The sequence below is a fragment of the Bacillus sp. JJ1521 genome, from assembly GCF_036965165.1.
In the GTDB taxonomy this organism is placed as follows: Bacteria; Bacillota; Bacilli; order Bacillales; family Bacillaceae_L; genus Ferdinandcohnia.
This window is the reverse complement of the sequence record NZ_JBALOX010000058.1, coordinates 1-26,146: the sequence shown is the minus strand read 5'-3', so window position 1 is coordinate 26,146 and position 26,146 is coordinate 1. Positions and strand designations below refer to the sequence as shown.

General features: G+C 37.0%; 27 protein-coding genes. 16 read left to right on the top strand and 11 right to left on the bottom strand.

Going from position 1 to position 26,146, the window contains the following annotated elements; translation table 11 throughout:
• Positions 1-232: 232 nt before the first annotated feature.
• Positions 233-1,963 (top strand): phospho-sugar mutase, encoded by a 1,731-nt coding sequence (locus V7147_RS09330; protein ID WP_335367582.1) that lies wholly within the window; start codon positions 233-235, stop codon positions 1,961-1,963.
• A gap of 57 nt (positions 1,964-2,020) precedes the next feature.
• Here V7147_RS09330 and V7147_RS09325 read toward each other — a convergent pair whose 3' ends face one another.
• The gene (locus V7147_RS09325) at positions 2,021-2,260 is read right to left on the bottom strand and encodes a YhdB family protein (RefSeq protein WP_335367581.1); all 240 of its coding nucleotides are present in this window, start codon (positions 2,258-2,260) and stop codon (positions 2,021-2,023) included.
• 198 nt (positions 2,261-2,458) lie between these two features.
• On the opposite strand from V7147_RS09325, the gene V7147_RS09320 reads away from it, so the two are divergent.
• The 6 genes from V7147_RS09320 to V7147_RS09295 all read left to right on the top strand — a co-directional run bounded on the left by V7147_RS09320 (position 2,459) and on the right by V7147_RS09295 (position 8,359).
• Complete coding sequence (locus V7147_RS09320) at positions 2,459-2,815, top strand: DUF3889 domain-containing protein (RefSeq protein WP_335367580.1); 357 nt, start codon at positions 2,459-2,461, stop codon at positions 2,813-2,815.
• Between the two features lie 167 nt (positions 2,816-2,982).
• Positions 2,983-4,395, top strand: a complete 1,413-nt coding sequence (locus V7147_RS09315; protein ID WP_335367579.1) for a SpoVR family protein — start codon at positions 2,983-2,985, stop codon at positions 4,393-4,395.
• Positions 4,396-4,527: 132 nt separating this feature from the next.
• The gene (locus V7147_RS09310; RefSeq protein ID WP_335367578.1) at positions 4,528-4,884 is read left to right on the top strand and encodes a putative zinc-binding protein; all 357 of its coding nucleotides are present in this window, start codon (positions 4,528-4,530) and stop codon (positions 4,882-4,884) included.
• A 288-nt stretch (positions 4,885-5,172) separates the two neighbouring features.
• Positions 5,173-6,651 (top strand): SulP family inorganic anion transporter, encoded by a 1,479-nt coding sequence (locus tag V7147_RS09305; protein ID WP_335367577.1) that lies wholly within the window; start codon positions 5,173-5,175, stop codon positions 6,649-6,651.
• Between the two features lie 138 nt (positions 6,652-6,789).
• Entirely contained in the window at positions 6,790-7,800 is a 1,011-nt protein-coding gene (locus V7147_RS09300; RefSeq protein ID WP_335367576.1) for a DUF3231 family protein, read from the top strand.
• 418 nt (positions 7,801-8,218) lie between these two features.
• Positions 8,219-8,359: a hypothetical protein gene (locus V7147_RS09295; protein ID WP_335367575.1), complete on the top strand. Its 141-nt coding sequence runs from the start codon at positions 8,219-8,221 to the stop codon at positions 8,357-8,359.
• Between the two features lie 245 nt (positions 8,360-8,604).
• Here V7147_RS09295 and V7147_RS09290 read toward each other — a convergent pair whose 3' ends face one another.
• The 3 genes from V7147_RS09290 to V7147_RS09280 form a co-directional block, all read right to left on the bottom strand.
• The gene (locus tag V7147_RS09290; protein WP_335367574.1) at positions 8,605-9,072 is read right to left on the bottom strand and encodes a hypothetical protein; all 468 of its coding nucleotides are present in this window, start codon (positions 9,070-9,072) and stop codon (positions 8,605-8,607) included.
• A 120-nt stretch (positions 9,073-9,192) separates the two neighbouring features.
• Positions 9,193-9,831, bottom strand: coding sequence for a hypothetical protein (locus tag V7147_RS09285; protein WP_335367573.1), 639 nt, complete (start codon positions 9,829-9,831; stop codon positions 9,193-9,195).
• A gap of 147 nt (positions 9,832-9,978) precedes the next feature.
• Positions 9,979-10,803 carry an EcsC family protein gene (locus V7147_RS09280; protein WP_335367572.1) on the bottom strand — a complete coding sequence of 275 codons (825 nt, stop codon included), beginning with the start codon at positions 10,801-10,803 and terminating at the stop codon, positions 9,979-9,981.
• A gap of 125 nt (positions 10,804-10,928) precedes the next feature.
• On the opposite strand from V7147_RS09280, the gene crcB (V7147_RS09275) reads away from it, so the two are divergent.
• Both crcB (V7147_RS09275) and crcB (V7147_RS09270) read left to right on the top strand, forming a co-directional pair.
• The gene (crcB, locus tag V7147_RS09275) at positions 10,929-11,312 is read left to right on the top strand and encodes a fluoride efflux transporter CrcB (RefSeq protein WP_335367571.1); all 384 of its coding nucleotides are present in this window, start codon (positions 10,929-10,931) and stop codon (positions 11,310-11,312) included.
• The gene (gene crcB / locus V7147_RS09270; protein WP_335367611.1) at positions 11,312-11,668 is read left to right on the top strand and encodes a fluoride efflux transporter CrcB; all 357 of its coding nucleotides are present in this window, start codon (positions 11,312-11,314) and stop codon (positions 11,666-11,668) included. Before crcB (V7147_RS09275) ends, crcB (V7147_RS09270) begins: the two co-directional genes overlap by 1 nt.
• A 37-nt stretch (positions 11,669-11,705) precedes the next feature.
• Here crcB (V7147_RS09270) and V7147_RS09265 read toward each other — a convergent pair whose 3' ends face one another.
• From V7147_RS09265 to V7147_RS09255, 3 genes are all read right to left on the bottom strand, one after another.
• Positions 11,706-12,269, bottom strand: a complete 564-nt coding sequence (locus tag V7147_RS09265) for an FAD-dependent oxidoreductase (protein ID WP_335367570.1) — start codon at positions 12,267-12,269, stop codon at positions 11,706-11,708.
• A 113-nt stretch (positions 12,270-12,382) separates the two neighbouring features.
• The gene (locus V7147_RS09260) at positions 12,383-13,606 is read right to left on the bottom strand and encodes an MFS transporter (protein ID WP_335367569.1); all 1,224 of its coding nucleotides are present in this window, start codon (positions 13,604-13,606) and stop codon (positions 12,383-12,385) included.
• 55 nt (positions 13,607-13,661) lie between these two features.
• Positions 13,662-14,075, bottom strand: a complete 414-nt coding sequence (locus tag V7147_RS09255) for a MarR family winged helix-turn-helix transcriptional regulator (protein WP_335367568.1) — start codon at positions 14,073-14,075, stop codon at positions 13,662-13,664.
• 166 nt (positions 14,076-14,241) lie between these two features.
• Here V7147_RS09255 and V7147_RS09250 point away from each other — a divergent pair, with 166 nt between their 5' ends.
• Positions 14,242-14,988: a GTP cyclohydrolase II gene (locus V7147_RS09250; protein WP_335367567.1), complete on the top strand. Its 747-nt coding sequence runs from the start codon at positions 14,242-14,244 to the stop codon at positions 14,986-14,988.
• Positions 14,989-15,174: 186 nt separating this feature from the next.
• On the opposite strand, the gene V7147_RS09245 is transcribed toward V7147_RS09250, so the two are convergent.
• The 4 genes from V7147_RS09245 to V7147_RS09230 form a co-directional block, all read right to left on the bottom strand.
• On the bottom strand, positions 15,175-15,543 hold the full coding sequence (locus V7147_RS09245; protein WP_335367566.1) for a potassium channel family protein: 369 nt from the start codon (positions 15,541-15,543) through the stop codon (positions 15,175-15,177).
• A gap of 129 nt (positions 15,544-15,672) precedes the next feature.
• Positions 15,673-16,755 (bottom strand): hypothetical protein, encoded by a 1,083-nt coding sequence (locus tag V7147_RS09240; protein ID WP_335367565.1) that lies wholly within the window; start codon positions 16,753-16,755, stop codon positions 15,673-15,675.
• A 70-nt stretch (positions 16,756-16,825) separates the two neighbouring features.
• The gene (locus V7147_RS09235; protein WP_335367564.1) at positions 16,826-17,824 is read right to left on the bottom strand and encodes an inorganic phosphate transporter; all 999 of its coding nucleotides are present in this window, start codon (positions 17,822-17,824) and stop codon (positions 16,826-16,828) included.
• Between the two features lie 15 nt (positions 17,825-17,839).
• Positions 17,840-18,460 carry a DUF47 domain-containing protein gene (locus V7147_RS09230; protein ID WP_335367563.1) on the bottom strand — a complete coding sequence of 207 codons (621 nt, stop codon included), beginning with the start codon at positions 18,458-18,460 and terminating at the stop codon, positions 17,840-17,842.
• A gap of 291 nt (positions 18,461-18,751) precedes the next feature.
• On the opposite strand from V7147_RS09230, the gene V7147_RS09225 reads away from it, so the two are divergent.
• The 6 genes from V7147_RS09225 (at position 18,752) to V7147_RS09200 (ending at position 26,010) form a co-directional block, all read left to right on the top strand.
• Complete coding sequence (locus V7147_RS09225; protein ID WP_335367562.1) at positions 18,752-19,498, top strand: hypothetical protein; 747 nt, start codon at positions 18,752-18,754, stop codon at positions 19,496-19,498.
• The gene (locus V7147_RS09220; RefSeq protein WP_335367561.1) at positions 19,491-20,564 is read left to right on the top strand and encodes a DUF3419 family protein; all 1,074 of its coding nucleotides are present in this window, start codon (positions 19,491-19,493) and stop codon (positions 20,562-20,564) included. The genes V7147_RS09225 and V7147_RS09220 overlap by 8 nt, the downstream gene beginning before the upstream one ends.
• On the top strand, positions 20,561-21,580 hold the full coding sequence (locus V7147_RS09215) for a hypothetical protein (RefSeq protein ID WP_335367560.1): 1,020 nt from the start codon (positions 20,561-20,563) through the stop codon (positions 21,578-21,580). The genes V7147_RS09220 and V7147_RS09215 overlap by 4 nt, the downstream gene beginning before the upstream one ends.
• Positions 21,581-21,592: 12 nt before the next feature.
• Positions 21,593-22,270, top strand: coding sequence for a TenA family transcriptional regulator (locus V7147_RS09210; protein WP_335367559.1), 678 nt, complete (start codon positions 21,593-21,595; stop codon positions 22,268-22,270).
• A gap of 115 nt (positions 22,271-22,385) precedes the next feature.
• On the top strand, positions 22,386-23,825 hold the full coding sequence (gene hpaB / locus V7147_RS09205; RefSeq protein ID WP_335367558.1) for a 4-hydroxyphenylacetate 3-monooxygenase, oxygenase component: 1,440 nt from the start codon (positions 22,386-22,388) through the stop codon (positions 23,823-23,825).
• A gap of 145 nt (positions 23,826-23,970) precedes the next feature.
• Positions 23,971-26,010 carry a transglycosylase domain-containing protein gene (locus tag V7147_RS09200; RefSeq protein ID WP_335367557.1) on the top strand — a complete coding sequence of 680 codons (2,040 nt, stop codon included), beginning with the start codon at positions 23,971-23,973 and terminating at the stop codon, positions 26,008-26,010.
• Positions 26,011-26,146: the final 136 nt, after the last annotated feature.

Here is a 26,146-nt window from a genome sequence, read left to right as displayed (position 1 = left end):
ACGGGTAGTTGATATACCTAAAAAGAGATTAGCGATATATCGGAAGAGTAAAAAGAAGTAGGTGATATACTGCAAATGGTTTTTAGTATGGAACCAAGCCTTTTTCCGCATTTTGATTCGAAATCGTACAATCTATGATAAAATAATTGGAAATGTAAAGGATTTTATATAGAATATATAGAAGATTAAACATGACATTAATTCACAACTGAAAACGGGAGGTTCATCGTACATGAGCTGGATGGAAACGTATAACCAATGGCTTAATTCGCCAGGGTTAGATCAAGAAATCAAGAATGCATTGCTTGAAAAGAAAGACAATCAAAAAGAACTAGAAGAGTGCTTTTATAAAAATCTCGAGTTTGGAACTGGCGGAATGCGTGGGGAAATCGGACCGGGAACAAACCGAATGAATTTATATACAGTTCGTAAGGCTTCTGCAGGGCTCGCTGCTTTTATCGAATCCTTCGGAGAAGAAGCGAAACGTCGTGGGGTTGCAATTGCATTTGATTCTCGTCATAAATCACCAGAATTTGCAATGGAGGCTGCGAAAACCCTTGCTACAAAAGGAATTCAAACTTATGTGTTTGAAGAACTTCGTCCAACACCAGAACTTTCATATGCGGTTCGTCATTTAAATGCATTTTCAGGAATCGTCGTGACTGCGAGCCATAATCCGCCAGAATATAATGGCTATAAGGTATATGGCTCCGATGGTGGACAATTACCACCTGATGCTGCTGATACAGTAATTGAAAAAGTAAATGCAATTGAAAATGAGCTTGACTTAAAAGTAGGAACTGAGGAAGAATTAAAGGCTTCTGGACTCATTAAACTCATTGGTAAAGAAATCGATAATGCTTATACAGAAAAGCTAAAGACAATCTCGATTAACCCTGAGCTTTCACAGGTTGGCGTAAAAGTTGTGTTTACACCACTTCATGGAACGGCTAACATTCCAGTTCGTAATGGTCTAAAAGCATATGGTTATGAGAACGTGACAGTCGTGAAAGAACAAGAACTTCCGGATCCAAATTTCTCAACAGTTAAATCACCAAACCCTGAAGAGCATGCAGCATTTGAACTAGCGATTAAAGAAGGCAAAAAAATTGATGCTGATATTTTAATCGGAACTGACCCAGATGCGGACCGTTTAGGGGTTGCTGTGAAGGACGATAACGGTGAATATGTTGTATTAACCGGTAATCAAACAGGAGCTATTTTACTGCACTACATTTTGTCAGAAAAGAAAAAGAAAGGCATCCTTCCTGAGAATGGAGTTGTTCTAAAGACAATCGTTACATCTGAAATTGGACGCGAAATCTCCAAATCATTTGGTCTTAATACAATTGATACACTTACAGGTTTTAAATTTATCGGCGAAAAAATCAAGGAATATGAAATGACTGGGGAATATAAATTCCAATTTGGCTATGAAGAAAGCTATGGCTACCTAATCGGAGATTTTGCTCGTGATAAGGACGCAGTCCAAGCTGCTTTATTAGCGGTTGAAGTTTGTGCTTATTATAAAAACAAAGGCATGACGATGTATGAAGGCTTAATGGAGATTTTTGAGAACTATGGTTATTATCGAGAAGGCCTAGAATCCTTAACATTAAAAGGAAAAGAAGGTGCTGAGCAAATCAATAATCTTCTTGCAAGCTTCCGTAGTGAACCACCAACTGTTGTTGCTGGTCGTAAAGTAACTCTATTAGAGGATTATAAGGAAAGTGTTCGCATACACGTTGAGAACGGCGAAAATGAACAAATTACGCTTCCTAAATCTAATGTGTTAAAATACTTCCTTGAAGATGGTTCATGGTTCTGTTTGCGCCCATCGGGAACTGAGCCAAAAGTGAAATTCTATTTTGGTGTCAAAGGAAATTCATTTGAAGATAGCCAAAAAGTATTAAAAGACATTTCATCAGATGTCATGGAACAAGTTCATAAATCGTTAAAATAAAACAAGGCCCTCGGGTCTTGTTTTTTATGTAAATAAGTGGGGGGAATTTCACCCCACTTACATATGAGCAGCTAATTCTTCCATGCTTTCGGTTGATGCATGGTCTATATAGCGGAGTAATGAATATAACTGTCGTTCGATAATGGAATAGTCTTTTTCAAAATTATATGCATGTAAAAAGTGTTCAATTTTTTTCGAAAGAAAATCATCCTTTGTTCGAACCATTAGAATAAGTAGGTTGTCCCACTGAGAACGATGTGTGTAGTAAAGTGCTTTGTCGTAATCTACATTATTCACTGCTTTTCCCTCCTTTTAGGAGTTGATAATAGTTTGCGGAGAAAACAAGATTTTTCTCGGTGTAAATCTTGGACAAGAAGCCAAAACAATTTTGAATACATAATCGAGAGGCACTGTTTATGTGGAAAAAATAAAATGAGTAATATCTCCTGTAAAAGCGCAAAATACAATTGATTTGCTACATAGGAGGTAAAAAAATTGGTAAAAAAATTTTTCATCCCACTTTTCTGTAGTTTGTTCCTTTTTGGAGGTGGCGGTATCGTAAGTGCCCAACAGAAACCACCTCAAAAACCGCCACAGCAGGAACAGGAGCTCCCAACAGATTATGAAAAATGGGGTAAGATTGCAGTTGATGTGGCTAAATTAAATTACCCGGACAGTAGGATAAGTGATTATCAGTATAGGGGTCGTGAAGAAATCACTGATAAGCAATCGAAGGATACGTTTGAATTAACAATTCAAACAAAAGATCGTACGTTTACAGCAAAAGTGATGATTCTGTTTAACCCACAGACAGAGTCACTATTATCCTTGAGTATTGAAGAAGTTAAGTAACAGAGAAAAAGGCCACAATTCGTGGTCTTTTTAGTTTGGAGAAAAATGGCATCAGTGGAGGCTTTAACCTTTATAGGGTTAAAAACGTGTAACATTCAAATCCCCCATTCATCATTTTGAGCAATTCCTCATAAATTGTGATAAGGACGAAAAGGGGGAGATCAACTGTGAGAGATTCTGATCGTCAGACACTCCAGTATGCAATTGATGAAATTACAGAAATTGCAGAAGGCTTTGGGCTTGATTTTTATCCAATGAGATACGAAATATGTCCTGCAGATATTATTTATACATTTGGTGCCTACGGGATGCCAACTCGTTTTTCCCATTGGAGCTTTGGAAAGCAATTTTATCGAATGAAACTGCAGTATGATTTAGGATTAAGTAAGATATACGAGCTCGTTATTAATTCTGACCCTTGTTATGCATTTTTGCTTGATTCCAATGCCCTTATTCAAAACAAGTTAATCGTTGCCCACGTACTTGCCCACTGTGACTTTTTCAAGAATAATTTTCGTTTTAGCAATACAAAACGAGATATGGTTGAAAGTATGGCTGCAACTGCTGAGCGTGTAAAACATTATGAGCATTTATACGGAAAACTTGAGGTGGAGACGTTTTTAGATGCTGTATTGGCTATCCAAGAGCATATTGACCCTTCTTTAATGAGACCAAAGCTTGCCTGGAGTCTTGAGGATGAAGAAGAGGAAGAAATAAAGCGTAAACCATCGCCATACGATGATTTATGGAATTTAGATAAAAAGGCCATAAATCCTACGCCATTAAATCGTAAGAAAAAGAAATTTCCGCCACATCCTGAAAAAGACATTCTGTTATTTATTGAACAATATAGCCGTGAGCTTGAGGATTGGCAACGCGATATATTAACAATGATGCGTGAGGAAATGCTGTATTTTTGGCCACAGCTTGAAACGAAAATCATGAACGAAGGTTGGGCTTCGTATTGGCATCAGCGTATTATTCGGGAAATGGATCTTACTTCAGACGAAGCAATCGAGTTTGCGAAACTCAATGCAGGTGTTGTTCAGCCATCAAAAACAAGCATTAATCCATATTATTTAGGTTTAAAAATATTTGAGGATATTGAAGAACGCTACGATAAACCTTCAAAAGAAATGATAGAACGCGGAGTAAAGCCTGGCTCAGGTCGAGATAAAATCTTTGAAGTCCGTGAAGTTGAATCAGATATTTCGTTCATTCGAAATTATTTAACAAAGGATTTAGTTTTACGTGAAGATATGTATCTATTCCAAAAGCAAGGTCGAGATTATAAAATCATTGATAAACAGTGGGAGCAGGTACGTGATCAACTCGTAAACATGAGGGTTAATGGAGGCTTCCCATATATCACCGTCAATGATGGCGACTATTTAAAAAGTGGAGAACTCTTCCTGAAACACTGGTATGAAGACATTGAGTTGGATTTAAAATATCTTGAAAAAGTACTGCCTTTCATTTATCAGCTTTGGGGCAGACCAGTTCATATGGAAACCGTACTTGAGAATAAAACAGTTGTGTTTACGTTTGATGGGAAGACCGTGCATAGGAAATATATTTAATAATGAGGAAGCTGCCCTTTTGGTGGCTTCTTCTTTTTGTGGAAAATTCCGAAAAAAGGTGACGTTCTTCACAGAATTTATATGAGAGATGAAATAAAATAGATTTTAAATAAATTCGGGAGGGGAACGAAAGTGGAAAGAAAGATTTTACCTATCGTGTACTCATGCTCAGGGTGTTCATCGGCTGCACAAACTGCAAATGCGATTGCGATAAAAATGGACCGAGAAAACGTGGCTGAAATGTCTTGTATCGCTGGTGTTGGTGGGGATGTCAAGCCACTTATTAAAACGGCGAAGTCTGGGCGTGATATTATTGCAATTGACGGTTGCCCTTTATCATGCTGTAAACATATTTTAGCAAGACATGATCTTGAAGCAAAACATCATTTTTTACTCACCAATTTTGATGTTCCAAAAAAGCAACATCAAGATCCAGACCCTCACCTTACTCAAACTGCATACGAAAAGATTTTGGAGCTTACGATATAATATAAATAAAAGGCAGTCAGACTTTTCATATAAAAGTACTGACTGCTTTTTATTTTGCGTTACGCAGTCCCTAAAATGTACCAGAACTGAATTGATTTTATTATAATGCCATAGTGAAAACAATAGAAAAGAGGAGAATAGAAAAGATAAAATATCTTGTGCACGTTTACATAACGGTTTCACAAAATAGCAACAATCCGATATACTATGATTTGTTCACGACGGACCCGACTTTCATAAGAGTTGAAAGTCAATCACAATAAAAATCAAATAAAAAGAGGTGCTAAATTGAATTTATCAACATATAAAAACGAATGGATTGGCAATATCCGAGGAGATATCCTAGCGGGGATCGTTGTAGCACTTGCGCTCATTCCGGAAGCAATTGCCTTTTCACTTATTGCTGGGGTGGACCCGAAGATTGGGTTATACGCTTCATTTTGTATTGCGGTGACAATTGCGTTTGTAGGTGGAAGACCAGGTATGATTTCAGCTGCAACAGGTGCAACCGCGCTGTTAATGGTAACATTGGTAGCTGATCACGGTCTGCAATATCTATTGGCAGCAACGATTTTAACAGGGATTATCCAAATTATCATGGGTGTTTTAAAGTTAGGAAGACTTATGAAGTTTGTTCCACGTTCAGTTATGACGGGCTTCGTGAATTCACTTGCGATCCTTATTTTTGTTGCGCAATTGCCGCATTTTGTAGGTGAATCTTGGCAAATGTATGCAATGGTTGCGGGGGCACTTGCGATTATTTATATCTTCCCACGTTTTACAAAGGCTGTTCCATCGCCATTGGTTGCGATTATTGTGATGACGACTATTGCCATTATCACAAACAGTGGCGTACGTACGATTGGGGACATGGGTGAACTTCCGTCAACTTTACCAATCTTTTTACTGCCTGACATTCCATTGAATTTTGAAACATTAAAGATTATTTTTCCATATTCACTATCCATCGCGATTGTTGGATTAGTTGAATCCTTATTAACAGCTTCGATTGTTGACGATATGACGGATACTGAAAGTGATAAAAATAAAGAAGCACGCGGACAAGGTATTGCGAATATTGTTTCTGGTTTCTTTGGAGCGATGGCTGGTTGTGCGATGATTGGTCAATCCGTTATCAACGTTAAATCAGGTGGCCGTAAAAGACTTTCTACTTTAGTTGCTGGTGTGTTTTTAATGGTATTAATTCTTTTATTACAAGATTTCCTTGTTAAAATTCCAATGGCAGCTCTTGTAGGGGTTATGTTTATGGTTTGTATCGGAACATTTGACTGGTCTGCATTGCGCACGCTCCATAAGGTACCAATTACAGATACAATTGTGATGATTGTAACAGTTATCACCGTTTTACAAACTCATGATCTTTCCAAAGGTGTTTTAGCTGGAGTAATCTTGAGTGCTATTTTCTTTGCATCTAAGATTTCAAAAGTAAAAGTCACAAGCCTTTCGGCAAAGAATTCGCAAAAAAAAGTGTACCATGTATCAGGACAGCTATTCTTTGCATCTGTTACAGATTTTGTAAATAGCTTTGATTTTAAAGAAGATGTAAAAGAAATTGAATTAGATCTATCAAATGCCCATCTCTGGGACGATTCAGCAGTTGGGGCAATTGATAAGGTGGTTCTTAAATATCATCAAAATGGCATTAAAGTAAACATTAAAGGCTTAAATACAGAAAGTCATAAATTAGTCGAGAAACTCGCTGTACACAAGACGCCAGGTGCGCTTGATCAAGTAGTGAATCAATAAGATTTGAAGACACGCTGTTCATATGCAGCGTGTTTTTTGTGTTAAAAATATTAAGGTCATTTTTTTCTTACCAAGCTTAAACCTTTTTGTATAATTTCTCGCACCTAGCAGATTTTATATGTATAAGGAGGCAGAAAAATGAATTTTAAGAACCCATTAAGCGTATCAGAGCTCGGCACACTTTGGATTACATACCAGGAAAAAACAATGATTTTACGAATTCTTGAATACTTCATAGAAAAAGCGGATGACCAAGAAGCAAAGAATATAATGGGAATGTTATGGCAGGAACTTGACTATTATGTGAATTTAATAAAAGAAGTTTTTGAGAATGAAGGAGCTGGGATTCCTATAGGATTTACAAAGGAAGATGTTAATTTAGCTGCCCCTACTCTTTTTGACAATGGATTTGACATTATGTTTCTTCGTGTTTTAAAGGAAATTAGTATGGGAATGTACACAATTAATATGAATATGGCGTATCGAAAAGACGTGATGACAATTTATGAAGGTCTGACTGTTGTTACTCATAAGGTTTATAAATTAGCTACTATTTATTTACTTAGAAAAGGGATCCTCACCCTTCCGCCAAATATTACAATGCCTAAAACAACAGAGTTTATTAAAAGCAAAAGTTATATGAGTGGATTTAAACCATTTAGTGAAAAGAGGCCATTAAATGCGATTGAGGTTGGCTACATACATCATGGAATAGAATCGAATAATATCGGGATGCAACTCATTACAGGTTTTGCCCAATGTGCAAAGAATAAAGAGGCAAGAAAATACTTTGAAAAAGGAATAGATCTTGCGAAGAAACATATAAAAACATTTCAAGATTTACTTATCGAAAATGATATTCAGTTTTCAGCAACTTCAGGAAGTACAGTAACGACATCAACAGTTGCCCCATTTTCTGACAAACTTATGATGTATTGCATTGACTTTCTAAATGGATTTAGCATTGTTGGGGCAAGCTTTGGAACCTTTTTTACATTAAGAAATGATATATCATTAAAAACAGCCTTACTAGCAAAGGATGTTTATTTTTACGGGCAAGAAGGGCTTGAAATTATGTTTAAAAACGGATGGTATGAAGAACCACCGCAAACAGAGGACAGAAATCAATTAATAAACGGTAATGAATAAAACAATGCCGATGGTTAAAAATAATCCTGGTGTTCAATGTAACACTAAAATTCAATGTGGAGGGATTGCTATTGAGAACTCTGCTTAGTTTATTGACAGTGTTAATGGGTTTGGTTATTAAATGCTCCTTCTTTATTGAAAAGATGGTGTCTAAATTAAAAGCATTAATAAGAAAGCCAATCTTAACCTAAGCGTTGAATATTCTCCAAATCTAATCCATTTCTATATTATTTGAAAAAGGCAAACATATCCATTACGTTTGCCTCTCTTGTCTTAAAGATCTACCCTACTAGTTTTGTTAGGTATCTTTTTAGTTGTTATTTATTCCCCGTATTTTGGATCTATTTAAATTTTGATTAGGACATAATACAAAAGGTCTTCTAATTTTTTTATATTTTCAGTAATTGAGGTGCCTTTTGTGAATGCAATATATGGTTTAGTATGGCTAATTGCATTATTTATTAAAGGGGCGAAGGTATTTACTAAACTTAATCTGCCAATCCCAAGTACACGAATATTGGTAGAAATGAAAATTATAGAAGAGGTAATGTTATCATAGGAAATTTAGTCTGGAAAAAGACATATAAAAATGGGTTTGTTTATGGAATGAGTTTTGGGGAAACAAGTTATTCAGAATCACAATTATTAAAAGAGCTTAAAATGTATGTGAAGCATGGAAACACCTTAGCATGATTGGTAAGGTAATTTTGTAAAGAAATAAGCAAGAAACAAAAATTATATCAAAAGGTGAAATAATTGATAAAGGTTGCTTTTTACAATGAGCAACCTTTTTGTATATGTATTTTACGCTACAGCGTCTTCGTTACCAAAGGTTAGGAGAATCTTTCTTATGAGTAGTCCAAGCAAAATCCCTGGAATGACACAAATCATTGGGAAAAAAACGGGTCCAAATGTGATTCCAAAAAAGATGGCTTTCGGTGCGACCATTAAACCGACTGTCACACAATAAGCACAGAAGGCAAATGGTAAAAAAGAATAGGGTGCTTTCCCTCCGCCAGCTTCTTTAAAAGCATCCCACATAGCGAAAAAGTAAAGACAGGGGTAAAACATGAGCCACCCGTAATCAATTGATGTAAGTGCTTGGTGGGTTTCACCCAAGAAGCTAAGCATGATCGCCTCATTAAAATTTGCACAGGTATTGACTACGAACTCTAAGAAAATAAAGGTGAGTCCCTTCACATATTGTTTATTTAATAATTGCCCGAACCCCGGTAATGCAATACTCCAAAATATACGTTCTACAGCCTTCACATTCGTTTTATCCACCACACTTCAGTTTCTATATCCATATTTTGTCATAGTTCCTGGTTAATTATTCATTGAAAATTAAAGAAAAAAGCACCCGGGAATAAAGGTGCTTCATTTTGATCGTTACATATGCTCATTTGGAGGTGCTGGCATCCCATGGATACTTGGTCTGTCAAAGGAATTATTGTCTGGTGTTTGTTCTTGAACCGATGATCCCTCTTTATAATGTTCAGTCTGTGCATTCACTTCTGGTTCAACCCGAGTTGGATCGATTTCCTGTGAATTGGCGGAAACGTTTGGAATTGCATCGTTTTGCAGAACATTATTTGGTTGAAGACGATAGTCTTGATACTCATTTTGTTCAAAATTTGCTACGCTCGAGTAGTCTTGTTGTACATTTTGATAATGTTGAGGTTGATTGTCACTCGTTTGGTGCTGAGGGTATTCTTGATATTGCAGATAATTATCTGGGCTGATTGGATATTGTACTGGCAATCCTTGTTGTTCTAAAGGGGACTGATTTTGATTTTGTAATTGCTCAGCAACTTGTGTTATGGCTTCAGCGGGTGTACTTGGAATCTTATCAAAAAATCCTTTTCCTTTATCAGGGTTGGAAATAATCCCTAGTGCGGCAAGAAAACCGATGATAGCCGTCACATATGTTTCCCATGCTGTTAAATCAATTTGCATGCCTAAGTCTTTAAACACCATGTACAATATCGATGCAAGAGAGACCCATAATCCGTAATTTTTCCATTTCATAAGCTGATAACTCCTTATAGTAGTCTCTTAGCATCCTATTCGGTATTTGAAAAAAACGTGAACAACAGGGAGACGAGGATATTTGCAAATGCGAGGAAATGCGTCTGTGCAAGGGATTTATGCGTCTACATGTAATTAAAAAAGCCCCTATGAATGGGGCGACAAGGATGCTGTTGATTCTTCTTGCAATCTTTCCAAAATTCTTCTTTTACGGTATAACATATTTCCAGTCTCTGTTAAATCCTTAATCATGGAGCGATTTGAGATGGCTCCAAAAATAATCCCTGCAATTGGAATCATTTGAAGAAGCTTCTTCCAGCCAAATTGATCACGGTATGTATACACAACCTCTCGCCAACCTTGGAGCTGCGACATCATTTCGTTAGAAGAGTTTCGACCATGATAAAAGGTGGAAAGATCCTTTAAAATTGCTTTCTTTCCAACGATATCTGCGGATGAAAACTGCAAGCATTTAATGATGAAGATACGTTCATCTTTATCTTTAGGATCAAATCCATGAATAATCGCTATTTCTTGAAGTGTTTTTAATGACATTCCAAGCAAAGCGGGGATATCGACCGCAAGTGTAAATATGCCACCGACTCCTGTAGTTGCTCCCTGAAGAGTAGCCACCTTTGCCCATTTTTCCGCATGCTCGTGACTGGCTTCAATCATTGAATGAAGGGGAATTTGCTTAATATCAGAAATACCTTCAATGGGTGAACTGGCTTTTTTTTCAACAAGTTTAAAAATTTGTTTTTCCTGGACTAAATATTTTCCTCCAGTTTGTATGTAACTTCCAATTTCATCGAGGAGCTGACCTATTTTTTCATGGATAAACTTTGGAGTTAGTTTATCAAGAATTTTAAAAGGGATTCGTCCAATTCGTTCCCAAAACCACAATCCACCTTGGCTTTTTTCCCAAGATTCTATCTTTGCTAATTCATTTTCAAGTACTTGTTTGGATTCCATTTTACATTCCTCTTTCTTTTGTTCCTTATTGAGTATTAGGTATGTAAGAAAAAATAGTTTCAAAAATATCTAGGATCACAATAAAAATGCTATAATATTCTAACCATAATAAAGGCTGTGATTGGGTGAATGTACTTATTGTGATGATTGGTGGGTTTTTGGGGGCTAACTGCCGTTATTTACTTGGCGAATTTGTACCTGCCCAAAATGGTTTTCCGATTGGAACCTTAACCGTGAATTTAGTGGGTTGTTTATGTTTAGGATGGTTATTATCCTTTATTGCTAATCAAAAAAATGTGAATCCGAAAATTTCCCTTTTGTTCGGCACAGGGTTTATTGGATCGTTCACGACATTTTCTACTTTTTCAGTTGAAGTAGTTCAATTATTGGAAGAAGGAAAATTTGGCGAGGTTTTTTTATATATTTTTTTAAGCCTTTTTATAGGAATCTTTCTTTCTTTTATTGGTTATCGTTTGGCTAATTTACGAAAAATAGGAGAGGAATCTTGATGATATTAGTTGGAATCGGAGGGGCCGTGGGGGCGGCATGCAGATACCTTGCTGGAATATGGATTGGCAAGAAGACCGGAACTACATTCCCATACCCAACCTTGTTCATCAACATTGCTGGATCCTTGTTATTAGGAATATTAACAGGACTGAAGCTAAGCCTGGCCATTCCAGAATGGAGTTGGTTGTTGCTAGGAGTAGGCTTTTGTGGGGCATTCACGACGTTTTCGACTTTTGGTTATGAAGCCATTCAATTATTTCTATCAAAACAATCAAAGCAAGCATTCCTATATATAGCAGCATCGACCATTATATGTACCATTTCTGCCTTTATAGGAATCCTAATCATTATGTAAAAAAGCCAGGTGCGTACACTTGGCTTTTTTAATCCTTTTATTTTTTCAAAACGTCATGGTCAACATAACGTTCGCCATTCATTTCGCTGATTACATTAATTGCAACCTTAGCGCCGTCACCTGCAGTAATAATTGTGTGAACACTAACACCTGCACATGTACCAGCTGCCCAAATGCCATCAACATTTGTTTTTCCGGATGCATCCACATCAAGAACTGTTTTAATACGAGGCTCAGTGCCTTCTTTAGTCGCAACGCCAGCCGCAACAGCTACATCAGTTAAAGCTCCTGTTGCAAAAATCACGTATTTCCCTTCGTGCTCACCATTTTCAGTTACAACCTTAAAACCGCTTTCAGTTTTTTCGACGGAAGTAACCGCTTGTTGGATAACCTCAGCACCGAACTTTGCTGCTTGCTTTTGTCCAGTTTCCACTAACTCCGGACCTTCAATTTCCATAACGCCATAATGGTTTTCAACCCATGCGCGTTTAGTCATCCCTTTATCACTATCTAAAAGTAATGTTTTCTTTCCAGCTTTTGCAGTAAATAAAGCCGCACTTGCACCAGCAGGACCAGCACCAACAATCAGAACATCAAACATTGTTCAATCACTCCTTATGTAAAATAGTATACAGTGATAATTATACTCATTAATAACATGCCAATCTAATTATTTGCTTAAAAAAAAGGGATAAAAAGGAAGACCTTTTTACCCTACATAGTTTCTGAAGTCTGATTATAAGTTTGCTTTGTTTGAATAACCGATTTCGAGATTCGGTCATGGAGAAAATAATAAAGCGCAATTCCAATTAGCACATAAAAGGCGCTAAAGAAATAAAACGTACCAAGGCCTATTTTTGCGCTAAGAAGGCCGACAATCGATGATCCTAAACCGATTCCAGTGTCATAGATTGATAAGAATGTTGCTGTTGCTGTACCTCTCCGTCTTGGCGCAGCAGCTTGAACTGCAATTGTTTGGAAACTTGGAAATAAAGTTCCCCAGCCTAAACCGATCAAGGCAGCAGCTATTAAAAACATGATAGATGTTGAGGAAATTCCAAGGATCAGCATACCAATTGCAAAAACCACAATCGACGGATATACAATTTTATTTGCTCCATACTGATCAAACCATCTTCCCGTGAAAGGTCTAGATACGAGTAGTACGACTGCATATACCATGAAAAAGAAGCTCGAAACCTCTAATAATCCAATTTCCTGTGCGTAAACAGAAACGAAGGAAAGGAGTGACGAGTAAACAATCCCTAATAAACCACCGACAATTGAGATTTTAATGGCAGGAACCTCAAAGAGATTACCAAAAGACAATTTTGTTTTCACAGCTTTATGTTGTGTTGGTTTTTCTTGTATAATTGCAGGTATTTTTACAAAATAACCTGTCACTAATGCGAGGATAGCACATATCGCACCAAAGATAAACACGCTATTCATTCCAGCTTGATTCATTAGTGTTAAACCCAAAAATGGACCTATTACCATGGCAAGGTTGTTTGACATGATAAAGTATCCCATCCCTTCACCTTTACGTGAATCTGGGATAATGTCTGCCACGATTCCTCCAGCGGCTGTTGTTGCCATACCGAATCCAATTCCGTGAAACAAACGCAAGAGTAAAACGGAATAAATGGAAGGAGTGAAAAAATAAAAAAGCGATGAAATCATGAAAATAAGTAAGGATAAAGAAAGGACTTTCTTTCTTCCGATGGTATTTAACCATTGTCCCGCAAATGGGCGGATGATGATCGCGGAGAATAAAAATACTGTAATCATGAGTCCTGCTTCTAATTCATTTCCACCTAAATCATTTAATGTGTAAACCGGCAATGTAACTAATAAATAATAAAACGTTAAAAAAACAAAGAAATTACTTAAGGAAAGATTAAGAAAATCTTTCGTCCATAGCTTTTGTTTCCCCATTATGTCTCCCCCTGTTGTTATTTTTCTCAGACAGATGAATAGTTCCTGAACAAAATTAAATCTGATGGAACCATTGGTTTAAAAGCTCATTGAGCTGGTCTTGCAATTCTTTTGGAAAATTTTCTACTAGCCTTTGGTTCATTTCAAACATGGCTTGTTCCCAATTTGGATACTCAGCTAACGATTTTTCTGTCAATTCAATTTGTTTCGTACGCTTGTCAGTTCCTTGAATCTGTCTAATGTATCCCAGCTTAACTAGCTTTTGAATGTTTCTTGTCATAGGCGGTGCTTCAACAGTTAAATAGTCACAAAGCTCAGATTGAGTTAAGGTCCCTTTTGTTTTTAAAACAAATAAAACGGACCATTGTGCGCTAAATAGTCCGAAAGGTTCCAAAGTTTCATTAACATGTTTCGTAAGTTGACGTGACAACTGGTGCACTGCGTGAAAGAGGCTGTGCCCTGTTTGCATAAAATCACCTCAATGCGTATTTCTTCACAAATTAGTTACCTAGGTAACTATATCATTTATTTACTACAAAAAGCAAGTGAGAAAAATATAAACAATTTGAGGAATGGGATAATTCGCTTACATAAATCAAAAACTAGTTGTAATCATTTCAACTGGGGGTTACTGCGTGATATCAAAAGAGATTCTATCCATTTTAGAAGAAAAAATTCAGTTTATCGAAAGGGGAGACAAAGCCATCTATTTAGTTGGGCCAATTAAGCTTCCCGTAAATTTAGATGGGGAAACTGTCCTTTTTAATTGGTATTGTTGGCTACTTTGTGATGAAGTGACACTAGACGCAAATCGAATCATTGAAAAGCTTTCTTCTACAAACCTGGCTGAAATGCAGCAATCAAGTGTTTTAGTATATGGGGATTTCGAAAATGCGGATGAGGCCCTAATTCGGATGCACAGTATTTGTCATACAGGTGATATTTTTGGAAGTAAACGCTGCGATTGTGGATATCAATTAAAACAATCGATGAGAATCATTGTAGATCACGGGGTTGGGGCGTTGTTTTACTTAGCTAACCATGAGGGACGTGGAATTGGATTATTCAGTAAGGCGATGGCCTATATTCTCCAGGAAAATGGCTTAGATACAGTTGAAGCAAATATCCAACTTGGGTTTAAGGATGATGCCAGAAATTATGATGACGCAATTCGCGTATTGAAAACATTACGGGACAAACCAGTTTCTTTAATAACAAACAACCCGAAAAAAATGAACGCCTTGAAGGAGTCAGGAATGAATGTTTCTGAGCGGATGCCAATCTGGGGAGATGTGTCCGACTATAATCGAAAATATTTAAGGACAAAAGTAGAAAAAGCCGGCCACCTCGTCGAAATGGCCCAAGACGAACAACCTTTCTAACAATAAACCGCGGGTTGATGGTGATTCGCACCACCTGCGTGAAAATCAGAAAGCAAGTCCGAATGCAAGTCTGATTCGGACAGCTCTTGTGTGAAAGTCCGTAAGCAATTCCAAAAGCAAGTCACAATTAATCCTTCATTTTAATAAAACAGCGTGAGTTTATTCTAACGCTGTTTTCATCTATTTTTACTCATAAGGAAAATTATCTCCTTCTGTATTTCGGAATGGAGGAAGAAATTGAATCACAATAACCACAGGCAATAAATATCCGATCAATGCTTCAGCGATTGCTATAGCCCTTGAAATTCCAAATGGAGTCACATCCCCGTACCCAACCGATAAAAGCGTAATCGCACTAAAATACAAGGAGCGTGTCACGATATCGAGTGATTGCTCCTGATGAGAAGCAGATGCGTAATGGTCATGCACCGAACCAAGATTAAGAAGGTCTATCAAAATATACAGAATGGCAAATGTTAATAATGTATTTAGATACACCACAATAAAGATTAATGCACGATACAGAGTCTTCCGTCGATGAATGAACGACTTCATCATACTCACATCCTTACAGCAAGCCTTTCTATATATATATTAAGAAGTCTGTAGAATAGACTAGCCTCTAAAAATGCCTTTAATCAAAAAAAACCGGCTAACTTAGCCGGAGTTTGGTATAAAAGGTTGTTATTCATGGATCGTGTTTCTTTCTTCAAGATAGGTATTAATTTCCTGTAAAAAGGCATCTTTGTCATCAACCGTTACATAAAGTTTTGTCATTTCTTTTTTTGATCCAAATGGGAGATGGGCTAAAGATGGTTCCGTTAATTCTATCTCGAATTGCGGATCATCTTCAAATAAGTTTGGTAATGCGATTGCAAAGCTTTGTTTTTCACGAGCTCGTTCTTTTTTACCAGTAGTGGTCGGTTGAATAGATTTAATTGTATTTAAATTAACCATAATTTCTCGTCTAATACCCACCTGGGCAAAAAGAGTTCCATCTTTTATGACAATCGGAGAAAGACGTATAGCATGGAAATCTGCAATTATCCACAGCAACGCATATAAATCCAAAGCTGTAAAAATCCATGCAGCAGTGGGACTCCAGAAATGCGCAATTAAAAAGTGAACACCAATGACCTCTATAACCATTGCATGGACAAGCATAATAAACAGACCGAAATAACCTGAATTTGTGTGGATTGTAAATGAACGAGTATGGGGTCTGTCTATCCATTTTTTCTTCCAAGCAAAGAATCCATAATAGAAGATCGAAAAATCATATACAAGTATATCGAATAGTTTTTTCTGTCCAAACGTCGTTTTTAATGCTGTACGAGTTGCAGTAGGGTAATAAAAATCGATTTCTTTCTGCTTTTTATAATTGGCAGAGAGTGTAGGGATTTTCCGTAATAACATGGCAAAAAGAAACAGCTCAATTACAATAAAGAGACCTTCAAGTGCAAATATCCCGTACTTAAAATAATCAAATATCGCTAACTCATGACCTGGAACAATGAAATAGGCAAACCAAAATCCGCCAATGATGACTGGAAGAAGAGTAATGATGGAAAGTCTGTTACGCACTACAAATAAATAGAAAAAAAGGGGTAAAACAATGGTTAAATCAAATAAGGATGCTAAAATTAGAGGTTCTGTAATAGGTCCGAAGGGTTGAATGATCATCAAGATGTAGTTTGAGCTTAGGATCAGTAGAGCAATAATAGCAAAAAGATAAATCGACCTGTTCTTTTTTAAAGATTGCACCATAGGAATGCCTCCTAATAATTTGCTTACAAGATTATTATAACAAATAGAAAAAGGTGGCAAAAGCCACCTTTTAAAAAAATAGGTTAAGGATTTGATAAATAACTCCTGCTAATACCGCTGAAATTGGCAGTGTAATAACCCATGTAAGAACAATTTTTCGAGCAACTCCCCATTTAACTCCTTTAACTCGTTGAGCCGAACCAACACCCATAATTGCCGATGAAATAACATGGGTTGTACTTACTGGTAAGTGGATAAAAGTTGCACCGAAAATGATAAGAGCTGAAGATAGGTCTGCTGCCGCTCCATTGACTGGACGGATTTTCATTATTTTACCGCCGACTGTTTTAATAATTTTCCAGCCACCTACTGATGTACCGAGACCCATTGCTGTTGCTGCAGCTATTCTTACCCATAATGGAATGTCGGTTGAGGTTGTAAATTCCCCAGCAATCAATGCCATCGTGATAATACCCATCGCTTTTTGGGCGTCATTTGTTCCATGAGTAAAGGATTGAAGGGCAGCTGTGAAAATTTGAAAGGTACGAAAACCCTTATTTGTTTTATAAAGCCCGGAATTCCGGAAAAGGACCTTAAAAAGGCTCATCATTAGAAAACCAACTACTAGTGCAATAAATGGTGAAAGAATAAGTGCCTCCAAAATCTTTAAAAACCCGCTATAATTCAAGATTCCAAACCCTGCTGCAGAAATGGCTGCACCTGCAATCGAGCCGATTAATGCATGTGATGAACTACTCGGAATTCCGTAATACCAAGTAATTAAGTTCCATGCAATTGCTGAAAGGAGTGCTGCCAGGATGACTACTGATCCATTTTGAATGGCAAATGGATCAACAATATCCTTCGTAATCGTCTTTGCGACACCTGTAAAGGTAATGGCACCGATAAAGTTCATCGAAGCTGCAAGGATAATGGCATGTCTTGGCTTTAGTGCCTTCGTCGAAACACTTGTTGCAATTGCATTAGCTGTATCATGGAATCCATTAATAAAATCAAATGCTAATGCAAAGAAAACAATTAAAACTGTTAATATTAGTAAAGTGTCCATTTAAAAGATTCTCCCTTATGCATTTCTCATAATAATGGTTTCAAGCGTATCCGCAACATCTTCACAGTAGTCCGAAATGCCTTCAAGAATCTCATAAATCTCCTTTAACTGAATAATTTTAATTGGATCTTTCTCCGTTTGGAACAGTTGTTTAATTGAAACCCTTAGTAATTCATCACATTCAGATTCATAATCATTAATTTTGATTGCATGTTTACGCATATCTAAAAGCTTCTTATTTGAAAGAAGTTCAATGGCATGGTAGATCTCAACCGTGCTTTTTTGAATAAGATCAGCGTATGTGGTCATATATTCGTCAGTTTGTGTCAAAGAATACATTTCGAAACGTGCTGCACATTGTTCCATTCCATCTAATACATCATCCATTTTCATCGCTAGTTGAAGAATATCTTCACGCTCAATCGGAGTGATAAAAGATTTATTAAGTTCAGTAATTAAGCCATGAATGACATCATCGCCTTTTTTCTCGAAATTTTTCATTTCAATCGAAAACTCTTTAAGATCACTTACATTTTTAATTTTATACTGTACAAAATAGTCTGCGGCTTCCTTAACATTTGCCGAGATTGATGTAAGTGCCTCAAAAAATACATCTTTTTTCTTTTTTGCGAACATATTATTGTCCTCCAATAACGAAATTATAAACACAAAGACTATTTTTATCTAAATTTGTCGAATTTACAATGAAAAATTAACAAACTTTACAAAACTGTAACAAAAATTTACGTTTTGTATTTCTGAGAAGTACAACTGTATTTTTAAAAGGGCGCATCAATAAAAAGGGTCCTTTTATTATCTATTGAAAATAAAGGAAATATACTTTGAAACTTATCAAAAATGGTGTAAAATTACACTATATAGAAAATGGTGTAATTTTACACCGAAGGAATTGGTTGGTGAAGATGTGTGGCACAAGGATTCACTATTGAAAGAATCGATCCAAAGCAATTACTAAATAATCAGAAAGAAGAAATGATATCGCTCTCAAAAAGGGTGAGTATAATCGGAGAAGAGTACCTTCTTTCGAGATTTGTGATTTACGATCAAGTAATTTGCTTAAGACGTAATCAGATGCTTTTTGCCTTTCAACTTGTTCAATCTTTTGAACAAGGGGATGAGAGGTTTGTATACTTTGGTCCTTTGTTTTCAAGAATGGGTTGTTTTCTTGACCTTTTTTTAACCTATCTTCAAGTGGTAATGGAAGAGAATCAAGGTCGTCCGATCCACCTACTTGCTGAAATCGAGAATCCTGAGGTGTTGCTGCTTTTTAAAGCATTGTTTGAGGATTATGCTTATCCGAAATTTTCCGGGATTCGGGTCCCGGAAGAAATTAAGAGGAAGGTTCAAATTTTTGGTGAGAAGCTATCCCATATTCATGATCTTGATGTTGAAAGAATGACCACAAAATCAAAGGAATCACTTTATCAATATCGGCCTATACATTATGCAATAGAGAAGTGGCTTGATTCGAGAAAAATTGATTTTACACTAGGAATGAATGTCGTATTGTATTCTCACGTGCCAACCGAATTAATTGCACGCGATGATTTTATGGCTCAGCTGGAATGCGGAAGAAACCGGATGACCAATTGGAAGGAAGGGAAAAGAGAAGTACTAGCTTCATTTGAAGAAGGGAGTGTAAGCAATGTCTAATATCTTTTTTTCGCAAATTAGAGAGGATAGTTTAGTAGAAAGAGGGATTTCAAAAATTAGGAAACCGAAGAAAGCTCTTGTCATTGGCTCTGGAGGATGCACCGCTTTTTCCATTTTAAATGACTCAATTGGTCAAGTACTATGTGTCGATGTAAATCCTGCACAATGTGCATTGATTGAGCTAAAAAAAGCTGCCATCCGACATTTTTCATTGAAGGAATTTCTCACTCTTATTGGCGAAGTTCCAACTAAAAACCGTGTTCAAATGTATGAAAAAGTAGCAAAAGACTTACCCGAATATGCAAGTGAATATTGGCAGCAACATCTTCATGAGATTGAATTTGGGATTAATCAATGTGGAGTAAATGAACGATTTTATAGATTTATAGGAGAAAATATTTGCCGGAATATATATGATGAATCCGTTTGGGGAGAGTTATTTTCTTCAAAAAGTTTAGAGGAGCAGCAGGAGTTTTATGAAAAATACTTGACTACATCTGAATGGAAAACAGCTGCGAAAATCTTGTTAAGTAAAACAACCCATCTCCAATTTTTTCCGAGTTATATGTTTGCCAATGCAAATGAAAATGATTTCGCATCCTTCTTTTTAAGTCAGTTTGAGAAGGAAGTGAAAACGAAGCCGATTCACAATAATTACTTTTTATCTCAGATTTTATTTTCTTCATATCTGTATGAACAAGACGAAGGAGTTCCGTTTTATTTATCTACGGAAGGATATGAAGCAGCAAAAAGGAATATTGGTAAACTTTCAATTCATCCAGTAAGTATTCAAGAACTTTTAAGGAAGGAAGATTCAATTGATGCCTTTTATTTGTCCAATGTATTCGACTGGGCAGATTTAGATGGAAAAGAGGCAATTTGCAAAGGTATTTTACAGGCAAAATCCGATATGGCTGTGGTGCTGTTTCGAAATATGCTCAGCATCAGCCAAATGCCAAACGTTTTTATAAAGCAATTTTATCGTGATGAAGAGCTTTCGAAGTATTGTGAAGGGTTGGAACGGTCGATGTTGTATCAAAAAGTAATAGTGGGGCAGTGTGTATGACCTATGAATTTTGGGAGCTAAATGAAACCCATAATCTACAATTACTCCAGTTAGCAAAATCAACAAATACGGGGAGTGATCTCTTCTACGTAGACCGTTCCCCCAACTTTTTTTCTTTGTCAGAGGAATTTGGGATGACAAGGCATTTCGGTTTGTTTAAGGAAAAAAGGTTAATCGGCTGTGTCGCAGTGAGTGAGCAAAAGCGGGTACTTAACACTACCTGTGAAAAAGCCTATTACTTGAATGATTTAAGAATTCATCCTGACTATCACCGAACGTTTGCTTTTTATCGCTTGGCGGAAAACATATTGTCACTTTTTCGAAATGAAGGAAACGTGAAATGGATGTTTTCCACCGTTCTTGATAGCAATACAAACAAATCGTCAATGACAAAAGGAAATGAACTCCTTCCCGGTGGAGTTGAAATTGGCAGAACCGTTCATATTGGCTTACCGATGTTTATGAAATATCGGAAAAGCCGTCATCAAATATGCGAAATTGACGGAGAAGAGGCATGGGGGATTTATCAAAAAATGACGAGGAATCAACCATTTGCACCTTGCGAAAAACGAATGTTTTTAAGAGGAAATGGTGTGTTCTTAAGTTTGAGGGATAAGAATAAGGATGACTTAGCTATTTGTAAGCTTGTTGACCAATCCGATGCACGGAAGCTTAGGCTTTCTAGCAAACTTCCTTTTTCATTTAAAATAGTGAATTTATTTTGTAAGGTAGCCGATTGTCCACCACTTCCAAATCAAGGTGAGGAATTTCGGCATGGGTATATGGCGTTTTTCGCCGCAACGGAAAATCGGCAAAACTATCAAAAGGAATTTATCTCTTATATTCAAAACAAGTATAAGCAAAAATACAGCTATTTGTTTTTGGGAGTCTCGACTGAGGAAGCAAGGTATTTTCGAAGCAATCCATTTTATATAAAACTTTCATCAACGACGTTCGCATATGGAGATATTCCTGCAAACCTTTCAATGGAATTTCATGAATTAACACTTGTTTAGGGGGATATTATCATGGAGAAATTTGTAGAGTTAAAAAAAGTGACAGATCGAATGTTTCAAGAAAAGAAAATTGAAGAGCACCCATTGTTTATGGCTATAAGCAAAGGTGAATTCTCTGTTGAACAACGAAAGGAAATTGCCATTCAAATTTATCACGTTGTTCTCCATTTTCCACGGTTTTTATCAGCGATTTTAACAAATATGTCAGATTACCGTATGAGAATGCCAATTGTGGAAAATCTGTTTGAAGAGCATGGAAAAATGAATGAAAAATATGTCCATAGTCAGACGTACAAGAAATTTTTAAAAGGGATAGGTGTTACGGAGGATGAAATTAATGGAAGTGAACCGATCATCCCAGTTCTTGCCTATAATCGCGGATTAACCGACTTATGCCTTCATTACCACTATTTAGAGGGACTTGCGGCACTAGGTATAATCGAAGAAATTGTCGCTCGCGTGTCACCATTGGTTGGTCAATATGCGAAAAGTAACTACGGTAGCGAAAACAAATCACTTGTTCATTTTACTGACCATGAAGTACTTGATGTTCAGCATGCGAATGAAATTTATGAAGTTGTTGCTTTCAGCTATGAAGGAGATCAAAAGCAAATCATTGAGCGTGGTTTACAATTTGGCATGTACTACCATTCAAGAATGTATACTGACATCTTAGAAACAGTTCGCTAACCCAAGGGCTTTCCATGGTTCTAAGGCTCCGCTCGAAACTTTCCTTTTTAAAATGTTCTCACATGTTGTTTGGGCGGAGCATAATTTAGGTTAGAAGCTATGGAGGTGTTGGGAAATGGGGATAATATCTGGTAAAGAGTATATTGATAGAATTAATAAACTTCATTCTGATATATGGATTGATGGGGAGAAGGTGACGGGGAATATTTCTGATCATCCTGCATTCCGTGGAATCATGGATAGTCAGGCAAAGCTCTATGACCTTCAATGTGATTCATCCATCCAAAACATCATGACCTTTACCTCTTCTAAAACAGGGAATCAAATTGGTACCTCTTATTTAGAACCAAAGACCAAAGAAGATTTAGAAAAAAGACGACTAATGGTTCAAACGTGGGCAAAAAGTACACTAGGAATGATGGGACGTTCCCCCGATTATATGAATACGTCCTTAATGGCAATTAGTGCGGCTGCTGATATATTTTCTTCAAATAATCCTGAATTTGTTAAAAATCTCCTCAGGTTTTATGAGGAAGCCTGTGAAAAGGATTATTCATTTACTCACACCTTTATAAATCCGCAAACAAACCGTTCCCTTTTCCATATGGAGGACGACGATAATATTATAACGGCCAAGATTATTGATAGAAAAAAAGACGGAATTATTATTCATGGTGCAAGACTGCTAGCGACGCAGGGTGGTATTACAGATGAATTAATCGTATTCCCAACGGGCGGAAATTTATTTAATAAAGACTATGCTTTTGCTTTTTCGATTCCAAGTAATACGGAGGGATTAACATTTCTTTGCAGGGAATCATTTGCATATCGAGACTCAACCTTTGATCATCCACTTAGTTCTAGGTTTGAAGAAATGGATACAATCATCGTTTTTAATAATGTTCATGTTCCTCGTGAACGGATCTTTATGAGTGAAAGCATTGATTGTGCAAATAAAATGTATGCGGAAACAAGTTTTTATCCACTGGTTCTGCATCAGGTTATTTCAAGGCAGGTTGTAAAAACAGAAAGCCTGCTAGGAGTTGCCCAAGCATTGGTGGATACGATTAACATTGGCGAATATCAGCATGTACAAGAAAAAATCAGTGAAATTATTGTTGGGCTAGAGTCTATGAAAGCATTATTGTTAACATCGGAGACTCAAGCGAAAATGGATAAATGGGGGACAATGGCCCCTGCATTATACCCTCTATACAGTGCCATTAATTTATTCCCTCGCCTATACCCACGTTTTACTGAGATTTTGCAACTTTTAGGTGCGAGTGGTCTCGTTTCAATTCCAACAGAAAAAGACTTCGCTTCTGAGAAAAGCGTGGATCTTGACCAATATTTACAGGCTGCAAATGCTAATTCATATGACCGGGTAAAACTATTTAGACTAGCTTGGGATCTTTGTATAAGTGCATTCGGATCAAGACAGACCCTTTATGAACGCTTTTTCTTCGGTGACCCAATACGCCTAGCAACTAACTTATATCGAGGCTATGACAGAACCGAGCTCACAAATCAAATTAAAGAATTCCTTAAAAGCTAATTCGACATATGCCTTTCATCCCCTATATTGACAATTTATTGAATAAAATTATTAGATGGACATAAAACTTTTTCTTGTTCGTATTAATATATGTAGCGCTATTTTTGCGATATTATTTTTATTTGCACATCTGGAGGACACTCGAATGGGAAAAAACTTCAAGAAGACTTTGTCCGGCGTTGGAAGACTAAAAATCATCCTGTTGGTGGGACTGCTTTTTATTTTATTCGTGGCTATTGGACTCAACATGTATATCAATTCTCGGGATGTTAGTGCTTTAAATAATCCATTACCGGAACCAACCATTATTTATGACAAAAATGGAGAAATTGCCAGTAAGGTACCTGGACCCATGATCGAAGGAATTAGCTATGAGAAAATTCCGCCCCATGTTATCAATGCTGTAATCGCCACTGAGGACCGGAGATTTTACAAACATCCTGGTGTGGATTACATCGGGATCTTTCGTGCGCTCTTCCGAAATTTAAAAGCAGGTGACATTGTTGAGGGAGGAAGTACGATTACCCAGCAATTAACAAAGAATGTATTTCTAACTCATGATCAAACATTGAAACGAAAAATAGAGGAATTCTTCCTTTCACAAAAAATTGAACGTACTTTTTCTAAAGAGAAAATCATGGAGATGTATTTAAATCAAATTTACTTTGGTGAAGGGGCTTGGGGGATAAAAAACGCATCAAGAACGTATTTTGGTAAAGAGGTTTACGACTTAACGGTAAGTGAAAGTGCAATTCTTGCAGGTTTAATTAAATCCCCTTCAAGAATGAATCCATTAATCGATCAAGAAAAATCATTTAACAGAAGAGATCTTGTCCTAGGCTTAATGGAGGAACAAGGATATCTTAGTTCTACCCAAGTAAAGGAAGCAAAAGCCCAAGAGATGGTATTTAAGGGTCGTCAGCTTGATCCGTATCAAGGAAAGTATCCATATTATGTTGATTATATTATCGAAGAAGCGATTGAAAAATATGGTCTCACACAAAATGAGGTCATGTCAGGCGGTTTGGAAATTTACACAGAGCTTGATCCCCACATGCAGGAATCCGTTGAGAACATCTATAAAGATGACAGCTTATTTCCTGCTAGCACCGAGGACCAATTGCTTCAAAGTGGTGGTATATTAGTAGATCCAAAGACTGGTGGAATAAGCGCATTGGTTGGAGGACGAGGTGAGCATGTATTCCGTGGTTTCAATCATGCGACTCAATTAAGAAGACAGCCAGGTTCAACGATTAAACCACTTGCTGTCTATACGCCGGCACTAGAGCAAGGCTACAGCATATATGATGTATTGCCGGATAAACCAATGAGTTTCAACGGCTATCAACCACAAAATTTTTCTGGGAGATTTAAAGGCAGTGTTACCATTTACGATGCGGTAAGAGACTCAGACAATGTTCCAGCGGTATGGCTTTTAAATAAAATTGGACTAAAAACTGGTATCGATTCAGTAAAAGAGTTTGGACTTCCGATTACAGAAAAAGATTATAACTTACCTCTTGCCCTTGGTGGACTTGATAGTGGGGTTGCTCCGATTCATATGGCCGAAGCCTTTACTACCTTTCCGAATGAAGGGAAAAAGACGAAAGCACATGCCATTTCCAAAATTGTCGATGCCAATGGAGATGTAATTACAGAGTGGAAGGAAGAGCCTGTGCAAATTACAACTCCTGAGGTAGCACAAAGAATGACATTTATGTTAAAGGGTGTTGTTGAAAACGGGACTGGTCGCCATGCACAGATTGAAGGGCGAGAAGTAGCAGGTAAGACCGGTTCTACTCAGTTAGGCATAAAGGGTGTTAATGGAACAAGGGATATTTGGATGGTCGGATACACGCCAGAGCTTGTTGGTGCCGTCTGGCTTGGATATGACAAGACAGATGCAAATCATTACCTAACGACTTCAAGTTCAACCGCAGCAACTATTTTTAAAGAAATGGTACAGCAATCATTAAGTAATGTTCCGCCGAGTTCTTTCAATCTGCCAGCCTATCAGACCCCTGTTAAAAAGAAGGAAAATGAGTGGAAGGAAAACAACGGGCAGGAAAAGAACGATAATTGGAAAGATGAAAAAAAGAAGCAGAAGGAAGAAGAGAAAAAGCGGAAAGAAGAAGAGAAGAAACAGAAAAAGGAAGAAAAAAAGAAACATAAAAATGATGACTAAAGAGCAAGTTCCCTCATAAACGTAATGGGGGCTTGCTCTTTTTTTTTGTGATTCTTGTCTTGGATACCGTATAAGAAATACTTATGAAATCCTATAATGAAAAAATTATTTATTCAGAAGCGATTGTGGAGTATTG

What these genes read in the sequence shown, in the direction of transcription:
- V7147_RS09235 (WP_335367564.1), bottom strand. Translation starts at nt 17,824, where the DNA reads ATGGACACTTTACTAATATTAACAGTTTTAATTGTTTTCTTTGCATTA.
- V7147_RS09265 (WP_335367570.1), bottom strand. Translation starts at nt 12,269, where the DNA reads ATGTTTGATGTTCTGATTGTTGGTGCTGGTCCTGCTGGTGCAAGTGCG.
- V7147_RS09285 (WP_335367573.1), bottom strand. Translation starts at nt 9,831, where the DNA reads ATGAAATGGAAAAATTACGGATTATGGGTCTCTCTTGCATCGATATTG.
- crcB (WP_335367611.1), top strand. Translation starts at nt 11,312, where the DNA reads ATGATATTAGTTGGAATCGGAGGGGCCGTGGGGGCGGCATGCAGATAC.
- V7147_RS09200 (WP_335367557.1), top strand. Translation starts at nt 23,971, where the DNA reads ATGGGAAAAAACTTCAAGAAGACTTTGTCCGGCGTTGGAAGACTAAAA.
- V7147_RS09215 (WP_335367560.1), top strand. Translation starts at nt 20,561, where the DNA reads ATGACCTATGAATTTTGGGAGCTAAATGAAACCCATAATCTACAATTA.
- V7147_RS09245 (WP_335367566.1), bottom strand. Translation starts at nt 15,543, where the DNA reads ATGAAGTCGTTCATTCATCGACGGAAGACTCTGTATCGTGCATTAATC.
- V7147_RS09220 (WP_335367561.1), top strand. Translation starts at nt 19,491, where the DNA reads ATGTCTAATATCTTTTTTTCGCAAATTAGAGAGGATAGTTTAGTAGAA.
- V7147_RS09230 (WP_335367563.1), bottom strand. Translation starts at nt 18,460, where the DNA reads ATGTTCGCAAAAAAGAAAAAAGATGTATTTTTTGAGGCACTTACATCA.
- V7147_RS09260 (WP_335367569.1), bottom strand. Translation starts at nt 13,606, where the DNA reads ATGGGGAAACAAAAGCTATGGACGAAAGATTTTCTTAATCTTTCCTTA.
- V7147_RS09280 (WP_335367572.1), bottom strand. Translation starts at nt 10,803, where the DNA reads ATGGAATCCAAACAAGTACTTGAAAATGAATTAGCAAAGATAGAATCT.
- hpaB (WP_335367558.1), top strand. Translation starts at nt 22,386, where the DNA reads ATGGGGATAATATCTGGTAAAGAGTATATTGATAGAATTAATAAACTT.
- V7147_RS09210 (WP_335367559.1), top strand. Translation starts at nt 21,593, where the DNA reads ATGGAGAAATTTGTAGAGTTAAAAAAAGTGACAGATCGAATGTTTCAA.
- V7147_RS09330 (WP_335367582.1), top strand. Translation starts at nt 233, where the DNA reads ATGAGCTGGATGGAAACGTATAACCAATGGCTTAATTCGCCAGGGTTA.
- V7147_RS09300 (WP_335367576.1), top strand. Translation starts at nt 6,790, where the DNA reads ATGAATTTTAAGAACCCATTAAGCGTATCAGAGCTCGGCACACTTTGG.
- V7147_RS09240 (WP_335367565.1), bottom strand. Translation starts at nt 16,755, where the DNA reads ATGGTGCAATCTTTAAAAAAGAACAGGTCGATTTATCTTTTTGCTATT.
- V7147_RS09255 (WP_335367568.1), bottom strand. Translation starts at nt 14,075, where the DNA reads ATGCAAACAGGGCACAGCCTCTTTCACGCAGTGCACCAGTTGTCACGT.